The 16,753-nt window shown below is 61.7% G+C and carries 14 protein-coding genes; 10 read left to right on the top strand and 4 right to left on the bottom strand.

Annotated features, from left to right (window positions below; genetic code table 11):
- Nucleotides 1–16: 16 nt before the first annotated feature.
- From B0G77_RS40285 to B0G77_RS40295, 3 genes are read right to left on the bottom strand one after another with little or no spacing between them, the layout of a single operon-like run.
- Nucleotides 17–1,468, bottom strand: coding sequence for a hypothetical protein (locus B0G77_RS40285; RefSeq protein ID WP_133667418.1), 1,452 nt, complete (start codon nt 1,466–1,468; stop codon nt 17–19).
- On the bottom strand, nt 1,465–2,883 hold the full coding sequence (accC, locus tag B0G77_RS40290) for an acetyl-CoA carboxylase biotin carboxylase subunit (protein ID WP_133667637.1): 1,419 nt from the start codon (nt 2,881–2,883) through the stop codon (nt 1,465–1,467). Before accC ends, B0G77_RS40285 begins: the two co-directional genes overlap by 4 nt.
- Before the next feature lie 32 nt (nt 2,884–2,915).
- Nucleotides 2,916–3,437: a biotin/lipoyl-containing protein gene (locus tag B0G77_RS40295; RefSeq protein ID WP_133667419.1), complete on the bottom strand. Its 522-nt coding sequence runs from the start codon at nt 3,435–3,437 to the stop codon at nt 2,916–2,918.
- A 202-nt stretch (nt 3,438–3,639) separates the two neighbouring features.
- Between B0G77_RS40295 and B0G77_RS40300 the strand changes: the two genes are divergently transcribed.
- The 10 genes from B0G77_RS40300 (at nt 3,640) to bioB (ending at nt 15,667) form a co-directional block, all read left to right on the top strand.
- Nucleotides 3,640–5,208: a carboxyl transferase domain-containing protein gene (locus B0G77_RS40300; RefSeq protein WP_243751490.1), complete on the top strand. Its 1,569-nt coding sequence runs from the start codon at nt 3,640–3,642 to the stop codon at nt 5,206–5,208.
- 27 nt (nt 5,209–5,235) lie between these two features.
- Nucleotides 5,236–5,460, top strand: coding sequence for an acetyl-CoA carboxylase biotin carboxyl carrier protein subunit (locus tag B0G77_RS40305; RefSeq protein WP_133667420.1), 225 nt, complete (start codon nt 5,236–5,238; stop codon nt 5,458–5,460).
- A gap of 280 nt (nt 5,461–5,740) precedes the next feature.
- Entirely contained in the window at nt 5,741–6,241 is a 501-nt protein-coding gene (locus B0G77_RS40315; RefSeq protein WP_133667422.1) for an FCD domain-containing protein, read from the top strand.
- Nucleotides 6,242–6,273: 32 nt separating this feature from the next.
- Entirely contained in the window at nt 6,274–7,872 is a 1,599-nt protein-coding gene (locus B0G77_RS40320; protein ID WP_133667423.1) for an AMP-binding protein, read from the top strand.
- Between the two features lie 18 nt (nt 7,873–7,890).
- On the top strand, nt 7,891–9,480 hold the full coding sequence (locus B0G77_RS40325) for a carboxyl transferase domain-containing protein (protein WP_133667424.1): 1,590 nt from the start codon (nt 7,891–7,893) through the stop codon (nt 9,478–9,480).
- A gap of 279 nt (nt 9,481–9,759) precedes the next feature.
- Nucleotides 9,760–10,977, top strand: a complete 1,218-nt coding sequence (locus B0G77_RS40330; RefSeq protein WP_347814222.1) for an MFS transporter — start codon at nt 9,760–9,762, stop codon at nt 10,975–10,977.
- Between the two features lie 299 nt (nt 10,978–11,276).
- Nucleotides 11,277–12,623, top strand: coding sequence for an adenosylmethionine--8-amino-7-oxononanoate transaminase (bioA, locus tag B0G77_RS40335; protein ID WP_133667426.1), 1,347 nt, complete (start codon nt 11,277–11,279; stop codon nt 12,621–12,623).
- The gene (gene bioF / locus B0G77_RS40340; RefSeq protein ID WP_133667427.1) at nt 12,623–13,807 is read left to right on the top strand and encodes an 8-amino-7-oxononanoate synthase; all 1,185 of its coding nucleotides are present in this window, start codon (nt 12,623–12,625) and stop codon (nt 13,805–13,807) included. Before bioA ends, bioF begins: the two co-directional genes overlap by 1 nt.
- Entirely contained in the window at nt 13,804–14,553 is a 750-nt protein-coding gene (bioD, locus tag B0G77_RS40345; RefSeq protein WP_133667428.1) for a dethiobiotin synthase, read from the top strand. Before bioF ends, bioD begins: the two co-directional genes overlap by 4 nt.
- Before the next feature lie 34 nt (nt 14,554–14,587).
- Nucleotides 14,588–15,667 carry a biotin synthase BioB gene (gene bioB, locus B0G77_RS40350; protein ID WP_133667429.1) on the top strand — a complete coding sequence of 360 codons (1,080 nt, stop codon included), beginning with the start codon at nt 14,588–14,590 and terminating at the stop codon, nt 15,665–15,667.
- Between the two features lie 289 nt (nt 15,668–15,956).
- Here the strand turns inward: bioB and B0G77_RS40355 are convergent, their stop codons facing one another.
- Nucleotides 15,957–16,427 (bottom strand): 2,4'-dihydroxyacetophenone dioxygenase family protein, encoded by a 471-nt coding sequence (locus B0G77_RS40355; RefSeq protein WP_133667060.1) that lies wholly within the window; start codon nt 16,425–16,427, stop codon nt 15,957–15,959.
- Nucleotides 16,428–16,753: the final 326 nt, after the last annotated feature.

A 16,753-nucleotide genomic window follows, 5' to 3' on the forward strand; every position in this document is an offset into this window, starting at 1 on the left:
ATGTGACAGCACGACCTTATCCCTCTAACTGTTGGTAGACAATTTCCATGTCCGGACCTTTGACCCGCAACGACGCGTAGTGCGGGAGGCGTTCAAGCAGGCCGCGCGCCAGCGTCTCGAACGGAGACAGGGTCTGGTAGCGCAGCTGCGCCGGCGGCAACGGATGAGGCAAATTCTTGATGTTGAAGCCGGATACATGTGCGGTGAGCCGCGCAAGATCGGTTGCGCCGGGAGTGTTCTCGCGCAACGCCTCCATGGTCGCCGGCTTGCAAACTTCAAATGTACCGACGCGGCACTGCAGCTCCGCATTCACGACGCCTGGCAGGCTGCCGTAGATGCCCTGCACCAGACGGCGGATGCCGGGCCGCAGTTGCGCGTAGCGCGGCATGCCTGCGACGTGAAGGTGTGCCTGCTCGGCGATCGGGGTGGCGAACGGCTCGACCATCGGGGGCGTTCCCATGTCGCGGCGGATACGGTCGCATTCGACGGCAAACGCATTCAGGTGTCGGTTGCGGCCCGTGTCGGGCAAACTCCGCATCAAATCAGCGGCGAGCTCGCCAGGTAACTGATGCGCGTAAGGGGCAAGGTCGAATACCCAACATTCGGCGCGCGGAAAACCTTCACGCTCGGCGATATCGTCGGCGACGGCATTAGCGGAGCGGACCACGCTCATGTCCAGACCGTTCGTCGCGATATCGATCAGGCTCAGCGCACGGACCAGATTGGTGATCGAAGGCAGCGACGCGCCATTGGCGAGGCTTGGGAGTGCAGTGTCGATCCCGTCGACGCCGAGTCGCAGTGCTTCGAGCACCACCATCGGGCCCAGCGCCGTGTGGCAGCGGGTGTGCAAGTCCAGCGGGGTGTCACCCAACGCTGCCTTGAGGGCCGGAATGAGGGTGGCGACACGATCCGGCGTTAGCAGTCCGCTTTCGTCACGCAGCATCACGCGTGCGGCGCCGGCCATGACGAGGGCCCTGGCCTGCTCGCCATACCATGCGTCGGAATAAATGGCATCCTCGACGAATGGAAGCGCGGCGATTGCACTGAGTTCGAGTCGGCGCGCTGCCTGCAGCACGGGTGCCAGACGCGCGATAGCTATCAGCGGATCCATGACGATGACCTGCTGCACGCCATGCGCGGCGAACTCCTTCAGCCAATGCGTTGCCACGTCGGTCGACAGGATATCCGTACCGTGTTTGCCATGGCCCGTCATCAGATTGATCGTGGTGCGGAACACGGTTTGCGGGCACTGTTCGCGCGCCGCTTCGATGAACTGCCACGGGTTCTCGCCGCGTGCCAGGCACTGCGTGAACAGCGCGGGGCTGGAGACCTCGATGGCGGTCAATCCGGCGCCATCGAGCCGCCGGATCACGTCGAGCCGCATCGGCGTGCTCATGGCACCCGACCACACGGCATTTTGACCATCGGTAAGGCTGGCGTCGGTAAAGCGGACTGCGTGCGTGTTCATGCTGCGATTCCTTTTGCTGCCTCGGCAGCTTTCGTCTTCTCCTTGAGTACTGCTTTCCAGGGGGGCATGAAGGTATCCTCGACCCAGCGCGTGGTCACACGACCTTCGGCAAAATCCGGATGCGCGAGCACCGCTTGATGAAAACTGGCCGTGGTCGCGGGACCGGTGACGCGCAAGTCCGCGAGCGCTTCCTGCATGCGCTCGATGGCCTCGGCGCGCGTCGGCGCATGCACGATGAGCTTGCCGAGCAGCGAGTCGTAATACGGCGGGACGGTGTAGCCGCTGTAGCAGTGGGTATCAACCCGCACGCCATCGCCTTCGGGACTCTGCCATTCGGAAATCAGGCCGGCGCGCGGCAGAAAATTCCGTTCCGGGTCCTCTGCGTTGATGCGGCATTCAATCGCGTGGCCGCTGATCGAAATCTGGGCCTGCGTGAACGACAGCGGCAGTCCGCATGCCACGCGCAATTGTTCGACCACGAGATCCTGCCCGGTGACCATCTCCGTGACCGGGTGCTCGACCTGGATACGGGTATTCATTTCGAGGAAGTAGTACTTGCCGTCGCTGTCGTCGACCACAAACTCAATGGTTCCGGCGCCGCAATACCTGACATCGCGCGCGAGCCGCACCGCGCATTCGCCCATTTCGGCGCGCATCGCAGCGGTCAACTTTGGCGACGGTGCTTCCTCGATCAGCTTTTGATGGCGGCGCTGGGTAGAACACTCGCGCTCTCCAAGGTAAACCACGTTGCCGTGCTGATCCCCCATCACCTGGATCTCAATGTGGCGGGCCCGTTCAATGAATTTTTCGATGTACAGCGTGGAATCACCAAAGGCCGAGCCGGCCTCGTTCGCCGCGGAGCTGAACGCAGCTTCCATCTCGGATTCCGAACGCACCACACGCATACCGCGGCCACCACCACCGGCGGTAGCTTTCACCAGCACTGGATAGCCGATGTCACGCGCGATGCTGCGCGCGTCTTCGACGTCGGCTACGGCGCCGGAGCCGGGCACGCGCGGCACGCCGGACCCGGCGGCCAGACCCACCGCAGTGATCTTGTCGCCCATCGCGTCGATCGCCTCCGGCGACGGGCCGATGAACGCCAGGTTGGCTTCGGCACAGGCGCGTGCAAACGCGGAGCGCTCTGCCAGAAAGCCATACCCGGGGTGGACTGCGTCGCATTCGGTATCGCGCGCGGCTTTGACCAGATTGGACGCGATCAGATAACTCTCGGCAGCGGGGGGCGGGCCGATCACGACATAACGGTCGGCCAGTTGCGCCGCCATGCTTTCGACGTCGGCTTCGGAAACGCCGACGACGGTCTCCATGCCGAGTGCTCGGCAGGCGCGGATGATGCGCACGGCGATCTCGCCGCGATTGGCGACAAACACCCGGCGGATATCGCGGGTTGCCATTGAAGGTTGAGTGTTCATTGGATCGGGCCTTTCTAGTCGCGTGTAACGTCAATCAACATCAGGATCTGGTCGTGCTGGACCAGTTGACCGTGCCGGGCCACGACGCGATGCACCTTGCCGCTGACGGTGGACTCGATCGAATTGAACATTTTCATGACCTCGACCAGACAGACCGTATCGCCGACCTTGATATCACTGCCTACGGCTACGAAAGCTGGGGCGTCCGGGTTCGGCGTGAGATAGAAGGTGCCGACCATCGGCGAGCGAATCGCCGCCATGCCGTCCGGCACCGTTTCCGGCGGTGCGGCTGCATCCACGGCGGCGGCAACGCTGACCGGATTGGCTGGTTTCGGTATTGCCGATGGCGCGTCAGACGATGACTCCCCGGCCCTCGAGGCGACGCTGGAGTCAGTGACATGAGCCGCAAGTGGTGCAGCGCCGGGTTTGCGGGCCTGCAGCAAAAAATCTCCGACCTTGATATCGAGCGACTCGAGCTGCTCGGCACGATCGAGGATATCGAGAATGCGCCGCACATCGGCGTGTGAAAGACCCATCAGTCACTCCCTGATTCTTTGGCCCGCTTCCATGCCTGGGGCCGACTCCGCCACATTTCCCACTGCCCCCCATGGACAGCGATGGTGACAACAGGGTCTACTATAATTGTTGTCATTAGCATTGTCTACAATCTTAATTGGGTGTAGTCTAGATACCATCACATCGACTGACCTCATTAAGTGAAACAATAGTCGATACAACATGATATTTATTTCAAATATGGAAACAATTCATCCGGGCTACGAAGCGCAGATCGCTGAACTCCAGTTACGCCGCCAGAGAACCCTGGAAATGGGCGGTGCCGCGAAGCTCGAGCGTCGGCGCGCATCAGGTCTGCTGAATGCGCGTGAGCGCATCGACGCTTTGCTCGATGCCGGCTCGTTCCGCGAGATCGGCATGCTTGCCCTCCCGGCCCAGGTCAAAGATCAGGGTTCGGCGCCCGCCGACGGCAAGCTCACAGGGTTCGGCAAGATCGAAGCGCAGCGCGTGGCTGTGGTATCGAATGATCTGACGGTAAAGGGCGCTTCGTCCGCGACCATCAATATCCGCAAGATCGCTTATATGAAGGAAGCGGCGACGCGCAACGGCATGCCGCTGATTTTTCTGGGCGAGTCGACCGGTTCGCGTGTGCCGGACACGATGGGCGCGCAGGCGATGGCGCAAGGCGGTCAGGATGCGCAGCAATATTGCCGTCGGCGCGAAACACCGTGGGTCAGCGCCGTGCTCGGACCGTGCCTTGGGTCTTCGACCTGGTACAGTTGCGTTTCCGATTTTGTGGTCATGCGTAAGGGCGCGTTTCTTGCCGTATCCAGCCCGCGCGTCACGTCCGTCGCGATCGACGAACAGATCGATCCGGAAGAACTCGGAGGTTGGCGCCTGCACGCCGAGCAAACCGGCCTCATCGATATGGTGGTCGATTCGGACGAGGCCGCGTTGCTCGCGATCCGTCGCTTCCTCGGTTATCTGCCGTCGCATTCCGGCGAGCGGCCACTGCGGTACGAGGCGAACGCCGACAGTGCGCCCGACGCCAGCAAATTGCTGGAACTGGTGCCGGTCGAACGCAGCAAGACCTACGACATGCGCAAGGTAATTGCCGCCATCGTTGATCGCGACAGTTTTTTCCCCTTGAAGGACCGGTTCGGTCGTGCCGCTGTCACGGGACTGGCCCGTCTCGATGGCGAAACGGTGGGCATCGTCGCGTCGAATCCGTTCTTCAAGGCCGGCGCCATGGACCCGGATGCGTGCCGCAAGGTAACGTCCTTCCTGGTATTGTGCGACTCGTTCAATATTCCGATCGTCTTTCTGGTCGATACGCCCGGATTCCTCGTCGGCAGCGAGGGCGAGCGCAAGGCGGCGCCAGCGCACATCATGAATATGATCCATGCGCTGCAGTTGTGCTCGGTGCCTAAAGTCTCCGTGATCCTGCGAAAGAGCTTCGGTCAGGCCTACCTGAACATGGGCGGTGGGCGCAATAGCGATAACGTGGCGGCATGGCCTGGTGCCGAGGCCAGCTTCATGGATGCCGGGGTGGCGGTCAGCGTGATCCACGGTGTCAAGCAGAGCGACGCGCCAGAGCGCTTCGAAGAGCTGAAAGCCGAGTTCTCGCGCGACACATCAGCCTATGCGCTGGCGGGGGCGTTCGGCGCACAAACCATTATCGATCCGCGCGATACCCGTAGTCATCTTATCGATACGCTCGATTGTCAAAGGCGTGCGCGTGATGCCGGCATCGGCCACCATGAAATGCGTGCCTGGCCCACTTACATTTAATTTCGGATACAGAAAGAGAATCGACCCATGACGTTACGCACCATTCGCTCGGAAATCACCGGAACGGTTTGGAAGATCAGTGCCGCCGAAGGCGACGTGCTCGCCGAAGATGATGTGATCATGGTCCTGGAATCCATGAAAATGGAGATCCCGGTCGCGGCGCCCGACGGCGGCAAGCTGGTCAGGCTCCTGATCAATGAAGGGGACGCAGTGCGCGAAGGACAGGATCTCGCAAGCTTCGACGCCGATTAACTTCATCACTCAAATCACAGCATGAATACCTCATCAGACTGGATGGATCTCGATTCGCCCGAGGCGCCTTCGGTAGCCGCGGAATTGCGGCCGCGCGACAGTCTTCGCCCGCAGACGATACCGGACCAACTCGCCGAGCGGATCTATCGCCTGATCGCCAGTGGCGAATTCAAACCGGGGGATCGCATCCGCGAAGAAGACATGTCCGCGCGGTTTGACGTGAGCCGCGGTCCGGTTCGGGAAGCCTTGCGTATTCCTCGAGAAAGATGGCGTCATCAGCATGATTCCCAATCGCGGCGCGCATGTGACGCGGTTGGCGGTCAAGGAAGTGAATGACATCTTTGAAATACGCAAGGCTCTCCATGGCCTGATGGTCAGGAAATTCATTTCTGTTGACGAAGCCCTGATTGCCGCTATGGACCGTGACGTTAGTGAGCTCGAGCGCCTTTCCGAAATGCCGGAAAAGGTGACCGAGTACGTCCGGATCAGCGCGCGGCTCAGCATGAGCATCGCGGCCAGATCGGATAACACCAAGCTCGCCGAGATGATTCGCTCGCTGGCACGGCAGACCATGCGTTACACGCAACTCGGGCTCGCTGATCCGACACGCCGGCTCGAATCGGCCAAAAACTGGCGCAGGGTTGCCAATGCCCTGAAAGCGGGTGATTTCGATGAAGCCGGCGCAGCCAGCGATCAACTCATTGAGGATTCGCGCCATGAGGCCGTGAAGCAGCTGGAGGCAACGAACGCCATGTCGGACAAGCCGAAAACTGCAACCTGAGCAATTACCGAATCGCTTCTCCGAGAAAACCAATGCATCAACCTAAAATCGCCGGCCACGCCATTTCGTGGGCGTCGGCGCAGCATGGTAACCGTCCGGCGGTGATCATCCACGACCGTACCTACTCGTTCACCGAAGTCGAACGAAGAAGTAACCAGCTGGCCAACGCTTTGACCGGTTTGGGCTTGCGTCCAGGCGACCGTTTGGCAACCTTGCTCGGCAACTGTATCGAGAGTCTCGACAGCGTGTTCGGTGCGGAAAAAGCGGCGCAAACTTATGTCGCGCTCAATGCGCGCCACACATTGGCCGAGCACGCGGATATCCTGAACGACGCGGAGGCCACGACGCTCATCGTCGGTCCTGAATTCGCCGAGTTCGCGTGCGCAATGCGCGCCCGGGTTCCCTCGCTGCGGCACATTATCGGTGTCAAGGTCGCAGATGGCGACTTGCTTGACTATGACGCCTTGCTGGAAGGCGCGAGCGATCGCTTCCCGGCACTCCCGATTGCGCCCGAACTGCTGGTGCGCATTGCCTACACGTCGGGAACGACCGGCAAGTCGAAGGGCGTCGCCTACTCGGTCGAGCGCTGGTACACGCGCTTGACGAACCATTTCTACGCAATGGAGTTCGAGCTTGGCGTCGATGACGCGATGCTCCATGTTGGTCCGTTGACGCATGCTGCGGGAGTCTATCTGTTGCCGTGCTATCTGCGCGGCGCGCGCAACGTGATCGCGGAAAAATTCGATGCCGCGCAGGTAATTGCCCTGGTCGAGCGCCATCGGGTGACCCAATTGATGCTGGTGCCGACAATGCTCAAGCGTCTGCTCGAAGAACTCGACGCCGGTGCTGCCGCCGATCTGTCGTCACTGCGGCGCATCCATTACGGCACTGCGCCAACTCCGCTCGATACGGTCAAGCGCGCCATCATGAGGTTCGGTCCGATTCTGCGCCAGCAATACGGGATGACAGAAGTGGTGCAACCTCTTTCCGTCCTCTATCCGCATGATCACGTCGTGGACGGCCCGGCTGACGAGACTGCGCGCACGCTCTCGTGCGGGCGTCCCACCATCAATGTCGATATCGCCATTCACGATGCAGACGGCAAGCCTGTGGCGGCGGGGGAAGTCGGCGAGATCGCTGTCGCCCATTGGGGTATTGGCGAAGTCGCTTTCTGGCGCCGGCCGGACCTTGAAGAGCAGAGCATTCGCAACGGCTGGTACTACACCGGGGATCTCGGCAAGTTCGACGATGCCGGCTACCTGTACATCGTGGGCCGTAACAAGGACATGATTATCAGTGGCGGGTTCAACGTCTATTCGCGCGAAGTGGAAGATGCACTGTGCAGCCATCGGGCCGTGCTTGATGCGGCCGTGGTTGGCATTCCGGATCGCGAATGGGGCGAGCTGGTGGCAGCGTTCGTCGTGCTTCGCCCCGGTCAGACCCTGACAACCGACGCATTTGGGCAATACTGCGGCGAATTGATCGCCGGTTACAAGAAGCCGCGCGTGATTGAGTTCGTCGATGAACTTCCGCGCAACGGTTCCGGCAAAGTTTTGAAGAACGAGCTGCGCGCAAGCTACATGGCGAGGCATGGCATCACGCAAGAAGGAATCACAGCTGTCTATAGCTGATTGGGAAAGAGGTTTCAAATGGATGAAGCAACGACTACGGCATCGACGGAATGGGCACCTGAAATCGAAGAGATTTCCGCCCGGCGAACTGTTGCCTTACAACTGGGAGGCGACGAAGCTATTGCCAAACAACATGCCAAGGGTAAGCTCACGGCCCGCGAGCGCATCGAGAAATTGCTCGACGCCGGCAGCTTTAGCGAATTCGGAATACTTGCCGGGACGGTGAAGTACGGCCCGGACGGCGTCCGGCAGTCGATGACGCCGAGCACCGCAATTTCCGGCGTCGGTCGGATCAACGGGCGTAAGACCGTCGTCGCAGCGGACGATTTCACGATCCGCGGCGGCTCTTCCGAGGGGGCAGTCGCCGAAAAATGGATCTACACGGATCGCTACGCCTGGGAATACAAGTTGCCGATCGTCCGCATGATCGACAGCGCGGGCGGCAGCGTCAAGCTACTGGATAAGCTGGGCCACACAAAGATTCCCGGCTATCCGTTGCTACCCATGACGCAGTTGCTTGGCGCAGTGCCCGTCGTCGGCATTGCGCTTGGGGCCTGCGCTGGATTAGGCGCTGTTCGTGTCGCGTCGTCCCACCTTTCGATCATGGTGCGCGGGCAAAGCCAGGTCTTTGCCGGCGGTCCGCCGGTAGTGAAGCAGGCGTTCGGCATCGACATCGACAAGGACGAGCTCGGCGGATACGACGCGGTCCACCGCCACAGCGGTGCGGTGAATCTTGCCGTGGACAGCGAAGAGGAGGCACTAGCCGCCGCACAGCGATTTCTTTCCTATCTGCCGGTCAATGTTTGGGAACAGCCGCAGGTCGCCGCCTGTGCGGACGATCCGCAGCGTTGCGATCCCTGGCTCAATGATGCGATTCCGAGGAATTCGCGGAAGATTTTCAATCCACGAAAAATTCTGAAGTCGATATTCGATCATGGATCCCTGTTTGAAATTTCCCCGGATTTTGGCGGCTCAACCATCACGTGCTTCGCACGCTTGAACGGATACGCGGTCGGGGTCATCACCAACAATCCGTCAGTCGCTGGTGGCGCCCTCACGCGTAGTGCAGCATTGAAACTGGCGCGCTTTGTTGATCTGTGCGACACCTTCCACCTGCCGATCGTCAACCTGGTTGATCAGCCAGGTCTCATGACCGGACCCGACGCCGAGCGTATGGGAACGATCACGGCCGGCATGCAGGCCGTGAATGCAATCGAACAATCGAGCGTGCCCTGGCTCGCCATCGTGCTGCGCCGCTGCGTAGGCCTTGCCGGCGCCATGATCAGCCCCTGGCATGGACCGAGCGGGACCGCCCTGCCGCACCGCTATGCATGGCCGTCGGCGCGCTGGGGTTCGATCCCTATCGAGGGGGGTGTCGCCGCCGCCTACAAGACCGAAATTGAACAGGCGCCTGACCCGCTCGCCAGGCGCCAGGAAATCGAAGCCCATTACCACGCGATCGCCTCGCCATTTCGAACGGCCGAGCGATTTGGCGTTATCGACATTATCGAACCCGCCACGACACGGCCCCTGCTGTGCAACTGGGTCGAAGATGCCTATCACGTCGCGCGCCAACGGCTCGGACCGAAAGCGCGAACCATGCGGTGAGAGACTGGATAAGAGTCTGGACCAGACCGGCAGGCAATGCAGGAGCATCAACGGCGTGTCGGAGCAGTTGGACATGACGAGGAGCCGCAGGCCTGGGTGCCCCGTTCCGCCGCCGCGCTAGGCAGACTGAATCAATACGGGCTCTTACCAAGGGCCTTCGGGATGAAAAAAATACGGCAAAGACTGTATTGCGTCCCGGAGTAGTTTCATAGACATAGTCCGGAGACTTCGATGAACTGGAAAAAATACCCGGCCGCCGTGCTGTTAGTACTGCTGGCGATGCACATACTGGCACAGGTCGACCGCAACGTGCTGCTCGGCTTCTCGCCACAAGTCACCAGGGAGCTGGCGATTGGCAACGCCCAATACGGTTTCCTCGTGGGCCCCGTGTGGGTCTTGAGTTACGGCTTCATGGCGATGTTCATGGGTACGTTGGCCGATCGCTTTTCACGCACGCGCGTGATCGCGGCCGGCGTGATGATATGGAGCGTCTGCACTGTGGCGTCCGGCTATGCCCAGAATTTTGAACAGATGATGGCCGCGCGCTTCCTGGTTGCCAGCGGTGAAGCCGCTTTGGTGCCGGCTGCGGTGGCGCTGCTGGCCGACCTGTTTCCGCCCCATCGGCGCGGCACGGCTATCAGCATCTTCTTCATGGGGATTCCGCTCGGCATCGGTGTCAGCTTCCTGCTGGCCGGTACGGTTGGCGCATCGCATGGCTGGCGCGAAACTTTTCATGGACTCGGCATCGTCGGCCTCCTGATCGCAGTACCCCTGTCATTCCTGACGGAAGACCGCAGCAGGCTCGCTGCGCACGAGAAGGGCGCTCCGTTCCTGGCACAAATGCGGGCCGTTTGGGCTGCGGTGCGCAGCATGCCTGCGTTGCGCATGACCATTGTCGGCTTCGTGATGGTGAATATGATGTTCCCCAGCCTCGCTTTCACGCAGATCTGGCTGGTCAACGAGCGCGGTCTCAATGCCGCAGGCATGGCGACGCGTATCGGCGCTTTGCAACTCGTGTTCGGCACGCTTGGCGCGCTGATCGGGGGTGGCCTGGCCGATCGCTTTGCGCGCAAGTTCAAGAGTGGCCACGGCGGTTTCATGGCACTGTTGATCGCCGTGTGCGCTCCGTTGATGATCGCCTACCGTTTTGCGCCGGCGGGTTCACTGCTGTTCTATCTAGGCATGTGCGCGGGGTTTTTTATGCCGCTGGCGGTGTACGGTCCGGCCACTACCTTGATACAGGGCCTGGTGCAGCCGTCCATGCGCTCATCTATTGTCGGTTTCAGCATGTTGCTCCTTAACATCTTTGCGGTTGCCATCGCCAGCCTGGCGGTTGGCGCAATCAGGGACTATCTGGCCGCGAACGGCACCGTCGCCCCGTTCACCAAAGTGTTGCTGACCACCGACATGCTGGCCATCTCGGCGTCGTTGTTCTTTGCTCTGGCAGCACGCCGGGTTCAAGGCTTGCAACTCGCCAGTCTCGGAAGGGTTCATTAGGCGATTCGCGGCGTCCGCAAACTGTATGGCGTTCACTATTTTTCGAAGTCGTCCATAGCTGCGCACTCCCGAAAAAGTGCGTGGTGTAAAGCGCCGAACTCAATCCCGCTGCTTCATGGTGGGCCACACAACCGCGCTGCAACGCCGCGCATTCAGCACACCAATGGCACCCGGCACCGCCATCACGCGATGCCACATCCTGTTTCGTTTCGCCTGAAGTATTCGCATGCCCGTGCAGGGCAGGCCGCGCGCAGCGCCATTGCCGCACAGCCTCCCTGCTCGCATGCTGAGGAGTTGTTTTGAAAACGCCAGCAACCGAAGACTGGGTCGCCCGCAGCCTGCGCGCCGTGTGGCATCCCTGTACCCAGATGAAACATCACGAGCATCTGCCGCTCGTGCCCGTCGCCCGCGGCGCCGGCCCCTGGCTCTACGATCGCGCCGATCATCGCTATCTGGATGCCATCAGTTCCTGGTGGGTCAACCTGTTCGGTCACGCCAACCCGCGCATCAACGCGGCGCTGAAAGACCAGCTCGACACGCTCGAACACGCCATGCTCGCCGGCTGCACGCATGAACCGGCCATCGAACTCGCGGAACGCCTCAGCGCGCTCACGAACAACACGCTCGGCCACGCGTTCTTCGCGTCGGATGGTGCGTCCGCCGTCGAAATCGCATTGAAGATGAGCTTCCACTCGTGGCGCAACCAAGGTTTCGCCGACAAGCAGGAATTCGTCTGCATCGCCAACAGCTACCACGGCGAAACCATCGGCGCGCTCGGCGTCACCGATGTCGCGCTTTTCAAAGACGCCTACGATCCGCTGATCCGCCACGCGCAGGTCGTGGCATCGCCCGACGCACGCCTCGCGCAAGCGGGCGAAACCGCCGCCGATGTCGGCCGCCGCGCGCTCGATCACGTTCGCTCGTTGTTCGACGCGCGCGCCGAGAAAATCGCCGCGCTGATCGTCGAGCCGCTCGTGCAGTGCGCAGCCGGCATGGCCATGCACGACGCGTCGTATATCGCCGGATTGCGCGCGCTGTGCGATCAGTACGGCGTGCATCTGATCGCCGATGAAATCGCTGTCGGCTGCGGACGCACCGGCACCTTCTTCGCGTGCGAGCAAGCCGGCATCTGGCCAGACTTTCTGTGTTTGTCGAAGGGCATTAGCGGCGGCTATCTGCCACTCTCGATCGTGCTGTCGCGCGATGAAATCTTCGCGGCCTTCTATCACGACGACACCGCACGCGGCTTCCTGCACTCGCATTCGTACACCGGCAATCCGCTCGCCTGCCGCGCGGCGCTCGCCACGCTCGATCTGTTCGCGAGCGACAACGTCCTCGCCGTCAACGCGCTGAAATCCGCGAAGCTGAAGGCCGCGCTCGCGCCGCTCGCCGAGCACAAGCAGGTGCGCAATCTGCGTCAGTGCGGCACGATCTTCGCGTTCGACGCCGTGATCGACGACGCTCAGCAAGCCAAAACATTCTCGCGCCGCTTCTTCGAAAACGCCTTGCAGCGCGAACTGCTGCTGCGCCCGATTTCGACCACGGTGTATCTGATGCCCCCTTATATCCTCGACGACGAAGAACTCGCGCTGCTTGCCTCGCGCACGCACGAAACCTTCGACGCCACGCTGGCGGAGACTCGCTAATGCACCTGCTCGACACACTCGCCGAAGGGCTGAAGGAAATCGACGCACGCGGCCTGCGCCGTCGCCGCCGCACCGCCGACACACCCTGCGCCGCGCACATGACGGTCGACGGCCGCGCGATGATCGGCTTCGCCAGCAACGACTATCTCGGCCTCGCCGCGCATCCGCAACTCATCGCGGCCATCGCTGAAGGCGCGCAACGCTATGGCGCGGGCAGCGGCGGCTCGCATCTGCTCGGCGGCCATTCGCGCGCGCATGCGCAACTCGAAGACGATCTCGCGGAATTCGCCGGCGGATTCGTGGACGCGCCGCGCGCGCTCTACTTCAGCACCGGCTACATGGCGAACCTCGCGACGCTCACCGCGCTCGCGGGTCGCGGCACAACGCTCTTCTCCGACGCGCTGAATCACGCGTCGCTGATCGACGGCGCGCGTTTGTCCCGCGCCGACGTGCAGATCTACCCGCACTGCGATATGGAAGCCTTGAGCGCGATGCTGGATGCGTCGAATGCGGACGTCAAAGTGATCGTCTCCGATACCGTCTTCAGCATGGACGGCGATATCGCACCGTTGCCGCGTCTGCTCGAACTCGCGGAGCAGCACGGCGCGTGGCTGATCGTCGACGACGCGCACGGCTTCGGCGTGCTCGGCCCGCAAGGCCGAGGCGCGATCGCACAAGCCGCGCTGCGTTCGCCGAACCTCATTTCGATCGGCACGCTCGGCAAAGCGGCGGGTGTCTCGGGCGCGTTCGTTACGGCGCATGAGATCGTGATCGAATGGCTCGTGCAACGCGCGCGGCCCTACATCTTCACCACGGCATCGGTGCCGGCCGCGGCGCACGCGGTGTCGGCGAGTTTGCGTATCATCGGTGGCACTGAAGGCGATGAGCGACGCGCGCATCTTCAGCAATTGATCGCACGCGCGCGCGCGATGCTGAAGGCCACGCCGTGGATGCCGGTCGATTCGCACACTGCCGTGCAACCGCTGATCATCGGCGCGAACGAGGCAACGCTCGACATCGCGGCCGCGCTCGATCGCGCGGGTCTGTGGGTGCCGGCGATCCGGCCGCCGACCGTGCCGACCGGCACGTCCCGTTTGCGCATTTCGCTGTCGGCCGCGCATTCGCACGCGGACCTCGATCGCCTCGACGCCGGCTTGCAACAGCTCGGAGCGAAAGCCGCATGAGTAGCGCGAGTAACGTGAATAGCGCACTGTCTCTGTTCGTCACCGGCACCGATACCGAAATCGGCAAGACATTCGTCTCGTCGGCACTGTTGCGCGGCTTCGTTCGCGAAGGCCTGCAAGCCGCCGCGATGAAGCCGATCGCCGCGGGCGCCTTCGAACTGAACGGCGTGCTGCATAACGAAGACGCGGATCAACTGGATGCCGCTTCGAATGTCTTGCTGCCTCCCGGGATGCGCACGCCGTATCTGCTGAAGGAACCGGCCGCGCCGCACATCGCGGCCGCGCTGGAAAACGTCACGCTCGATCTCGATCACATCGTGGCTTGCCATGCGCAGGCTCTGCAACGCGCGGATATCGTCGTCGTGGAAGGCGTGGGTGGCTTTCGCGTGCCGCTGACCACGACGCAGGACACCGCCGATCTCGCTGTCGCGTTGAAGCTGCCGGTCGTGCTGATAGTCGGCATGCGCCTCGGCTGCATCAGCCATGCGCTGCTCACCGCCGAAGCCATCGCCGCGCGTGGCCTCACGCTTGCGGGCTGGGTTGCGAACCGCGTCGATCCGGACATGACATTCCCCGACGAAAATATCGCGTCGATCCGCGAGCATCTCGCGCGCGAATACGACGCGCCGCTGCTCGGCATCGTGCCGTATCTGAACCCGGCTTCGCCCGAACTCGCGGCGGACCAACTCGATATCAACCGACTTTTGCAGACGCTGCGGCATACGCAAACGCGTACGCAGCGCTGATCCACCATCACATCCATCCATGAGGATTGACGACATGACGCAATTGAACATCGCTCCGACGCCAGCCGACTCGGCCGCCGCCAACCATAACGCCGCTGCAGGCACGAACCAGGTCGCGCGCTGGCGCGTCGCCGACATCGTCGCGTTGTACGAACTGCCGTTCAACGACCTGATGTTCCGCGCGCAGCAAACGCATCGCGAGCATTTCGACGCGAACACCGTGCAACTGTCGACGCTGCTGTCGATCAAGACTGGCGGCTGCGAAGAAGATTGCGCGTACTGTCCGCAATCGGTGCATCACGACACCGGCCTGCAGGCCGACAAGCTGATGCCGGTCGATGAAGTGCTCGCGGCCGCGAAGGTCGCCAAGGAAAACGGCGCGACGCGTTTCTGCATGGGTGCCGCATGGCGCAATCCGAAGGACCGCCACCTCGAACCGATCAAGGACATGATCCGCGGCGTGAAAGCCATGGGCCTCGAAACCTGTGTGACGCTCGGCATGCTCGAAACGCATCAGGCGCAAGGGCTGCGCGAAGCTGGTCTGGACTATTACAACCACAACCTCGATACGTCGCCGGAGTTCTACGGCCAGATCATTTCGACGCGCACGTATCAGGACCGTCTCGACACGCTCGAACGCGTGCGTGACGCGGGCATCAACGTGTGCTGCGGCGGGATCGTCGGCCTGGGTGAATCGCGCCGCGAACGCGCCGGCCTGATCACGCAACTGGCAAACATGGAGCCGTATCCGGAATCGGTGCCTATCAACAATCTGGTACAGGTGGAAGGCACCCCGCTGACCGGCACCGAAGCAATCGATCCGTTCGAATTCGTGCGTACGATCGCGGTAGCGCGCATCACCATGCCGCGCGCAATGGTGCGTCTGTCGGCGGGCCGCGAGCAGATGAACGAAGCGTTGCAGGCGCTGTGCTTCCTCGCCGGCGCGAATTCGATTTTCTACGGCGATCAACTGCTGACCACGAGCAATCCGCAAGCGGAAGCCGACCGCAAGCTGCTCGAGCGTCTCGGCATTCGCGCCGAGGCCGCGCAACAGATGCCGCTTGAGCAGAGCGGTTGCGAGCATGGCTGCGACAAGCAAGCGGCTACGGATTAACCGTGTGGCGCGAGGCACAGCGTAACCAGGGCGGTAACCTGTGGCATATCAGTAACTCGCTGGGTCCGCCATCCGGGCGTGACCCAAGCAAAAGAGGTCTCCGGAATTCCCGGCGCGGTTCAATGCAGTGACTTTGAGGTGGTCCGTCATGAATCACTAAGACACCCCCCAACTCAGAAACAGACAGGTAGCGTAACAAAAGTCAGCGGTGGAGACTCATTTAAGACGCGGACGTGGATAGTTCGTGTCATTGGAGATTTTGTCATTGCCAGCGCGCTGGCAGACAGCCTTACTTAAAGGCTGTTAGGTCGCGCGGCCGGATGCCATTCGCCGCGCAATACGCGGCGTAGCGATCCCAACCACTGCGCCAGTTCTCAATCGCGATCACCTGTTTCCGTTCGTCCAAGAACAGTAACTCTCCTTGAATAATGTTAAGCGTAACGATGTCCTCGTCGCCCGGGAGCGCCTGCGGCGTGTGGCTCGACCCCGCCACTTCATATACCACGCTGCCCGTGCTAGCGATCCACTCGTGCTCACGATACTTCCACCGGCCCTGGACCGTGTAGACAATCACTGTGCCAGTGTGATGGTGTTGCGGCATCTGGCCGGTGGCGGGCGCCTTCAGCAACGCGATCGTCTCGCCGCGGATCGGATCGAGTTTGAAATATTTCACGAAGACTTGGTCGCTGTAGGGGCTGAAGGGAACCCAAGGGATGTCTGCATCCTGGACGCAGGCCGTTTCGATCTGTTCAAAAAGCATGGTGTAGCTCCAGGCACGTTATTGCTCTGGTCATTGTAGACAGCCGGAAACGCCCGCTGATATTTGCGTTTGGTGCTGGCCAGAACCGAGGCCTGCCCAGCAACGAGCTCCGTCCACAATGCGAATCCCACCCGGCCACTATACCCGACTACGGGCATTAGCTTTCCGCGAAAGCGGCCATTCGTTGAGTGCAGTCCGCAAGCCGCGCAGATGACCGCATTGACCTAGCACTTGTCGCCCGACGTGGCCGAGCGTCCGGCCGGTCTACCTTGAAAGCAGCCGTAGACGTGGCACCGGGTTCAACGTCGGGAGTGGGTCGTCAGCTG

The organism is Paraburkholderia sp. BL10I2N1 (assembly GCF_004361815.1).
Classification (GTDB): Bacteria; Pseudomonadota; Gammaproteobacteria; order Burkholderiales; family Burkholderiaceae; genus Paraburkholderia.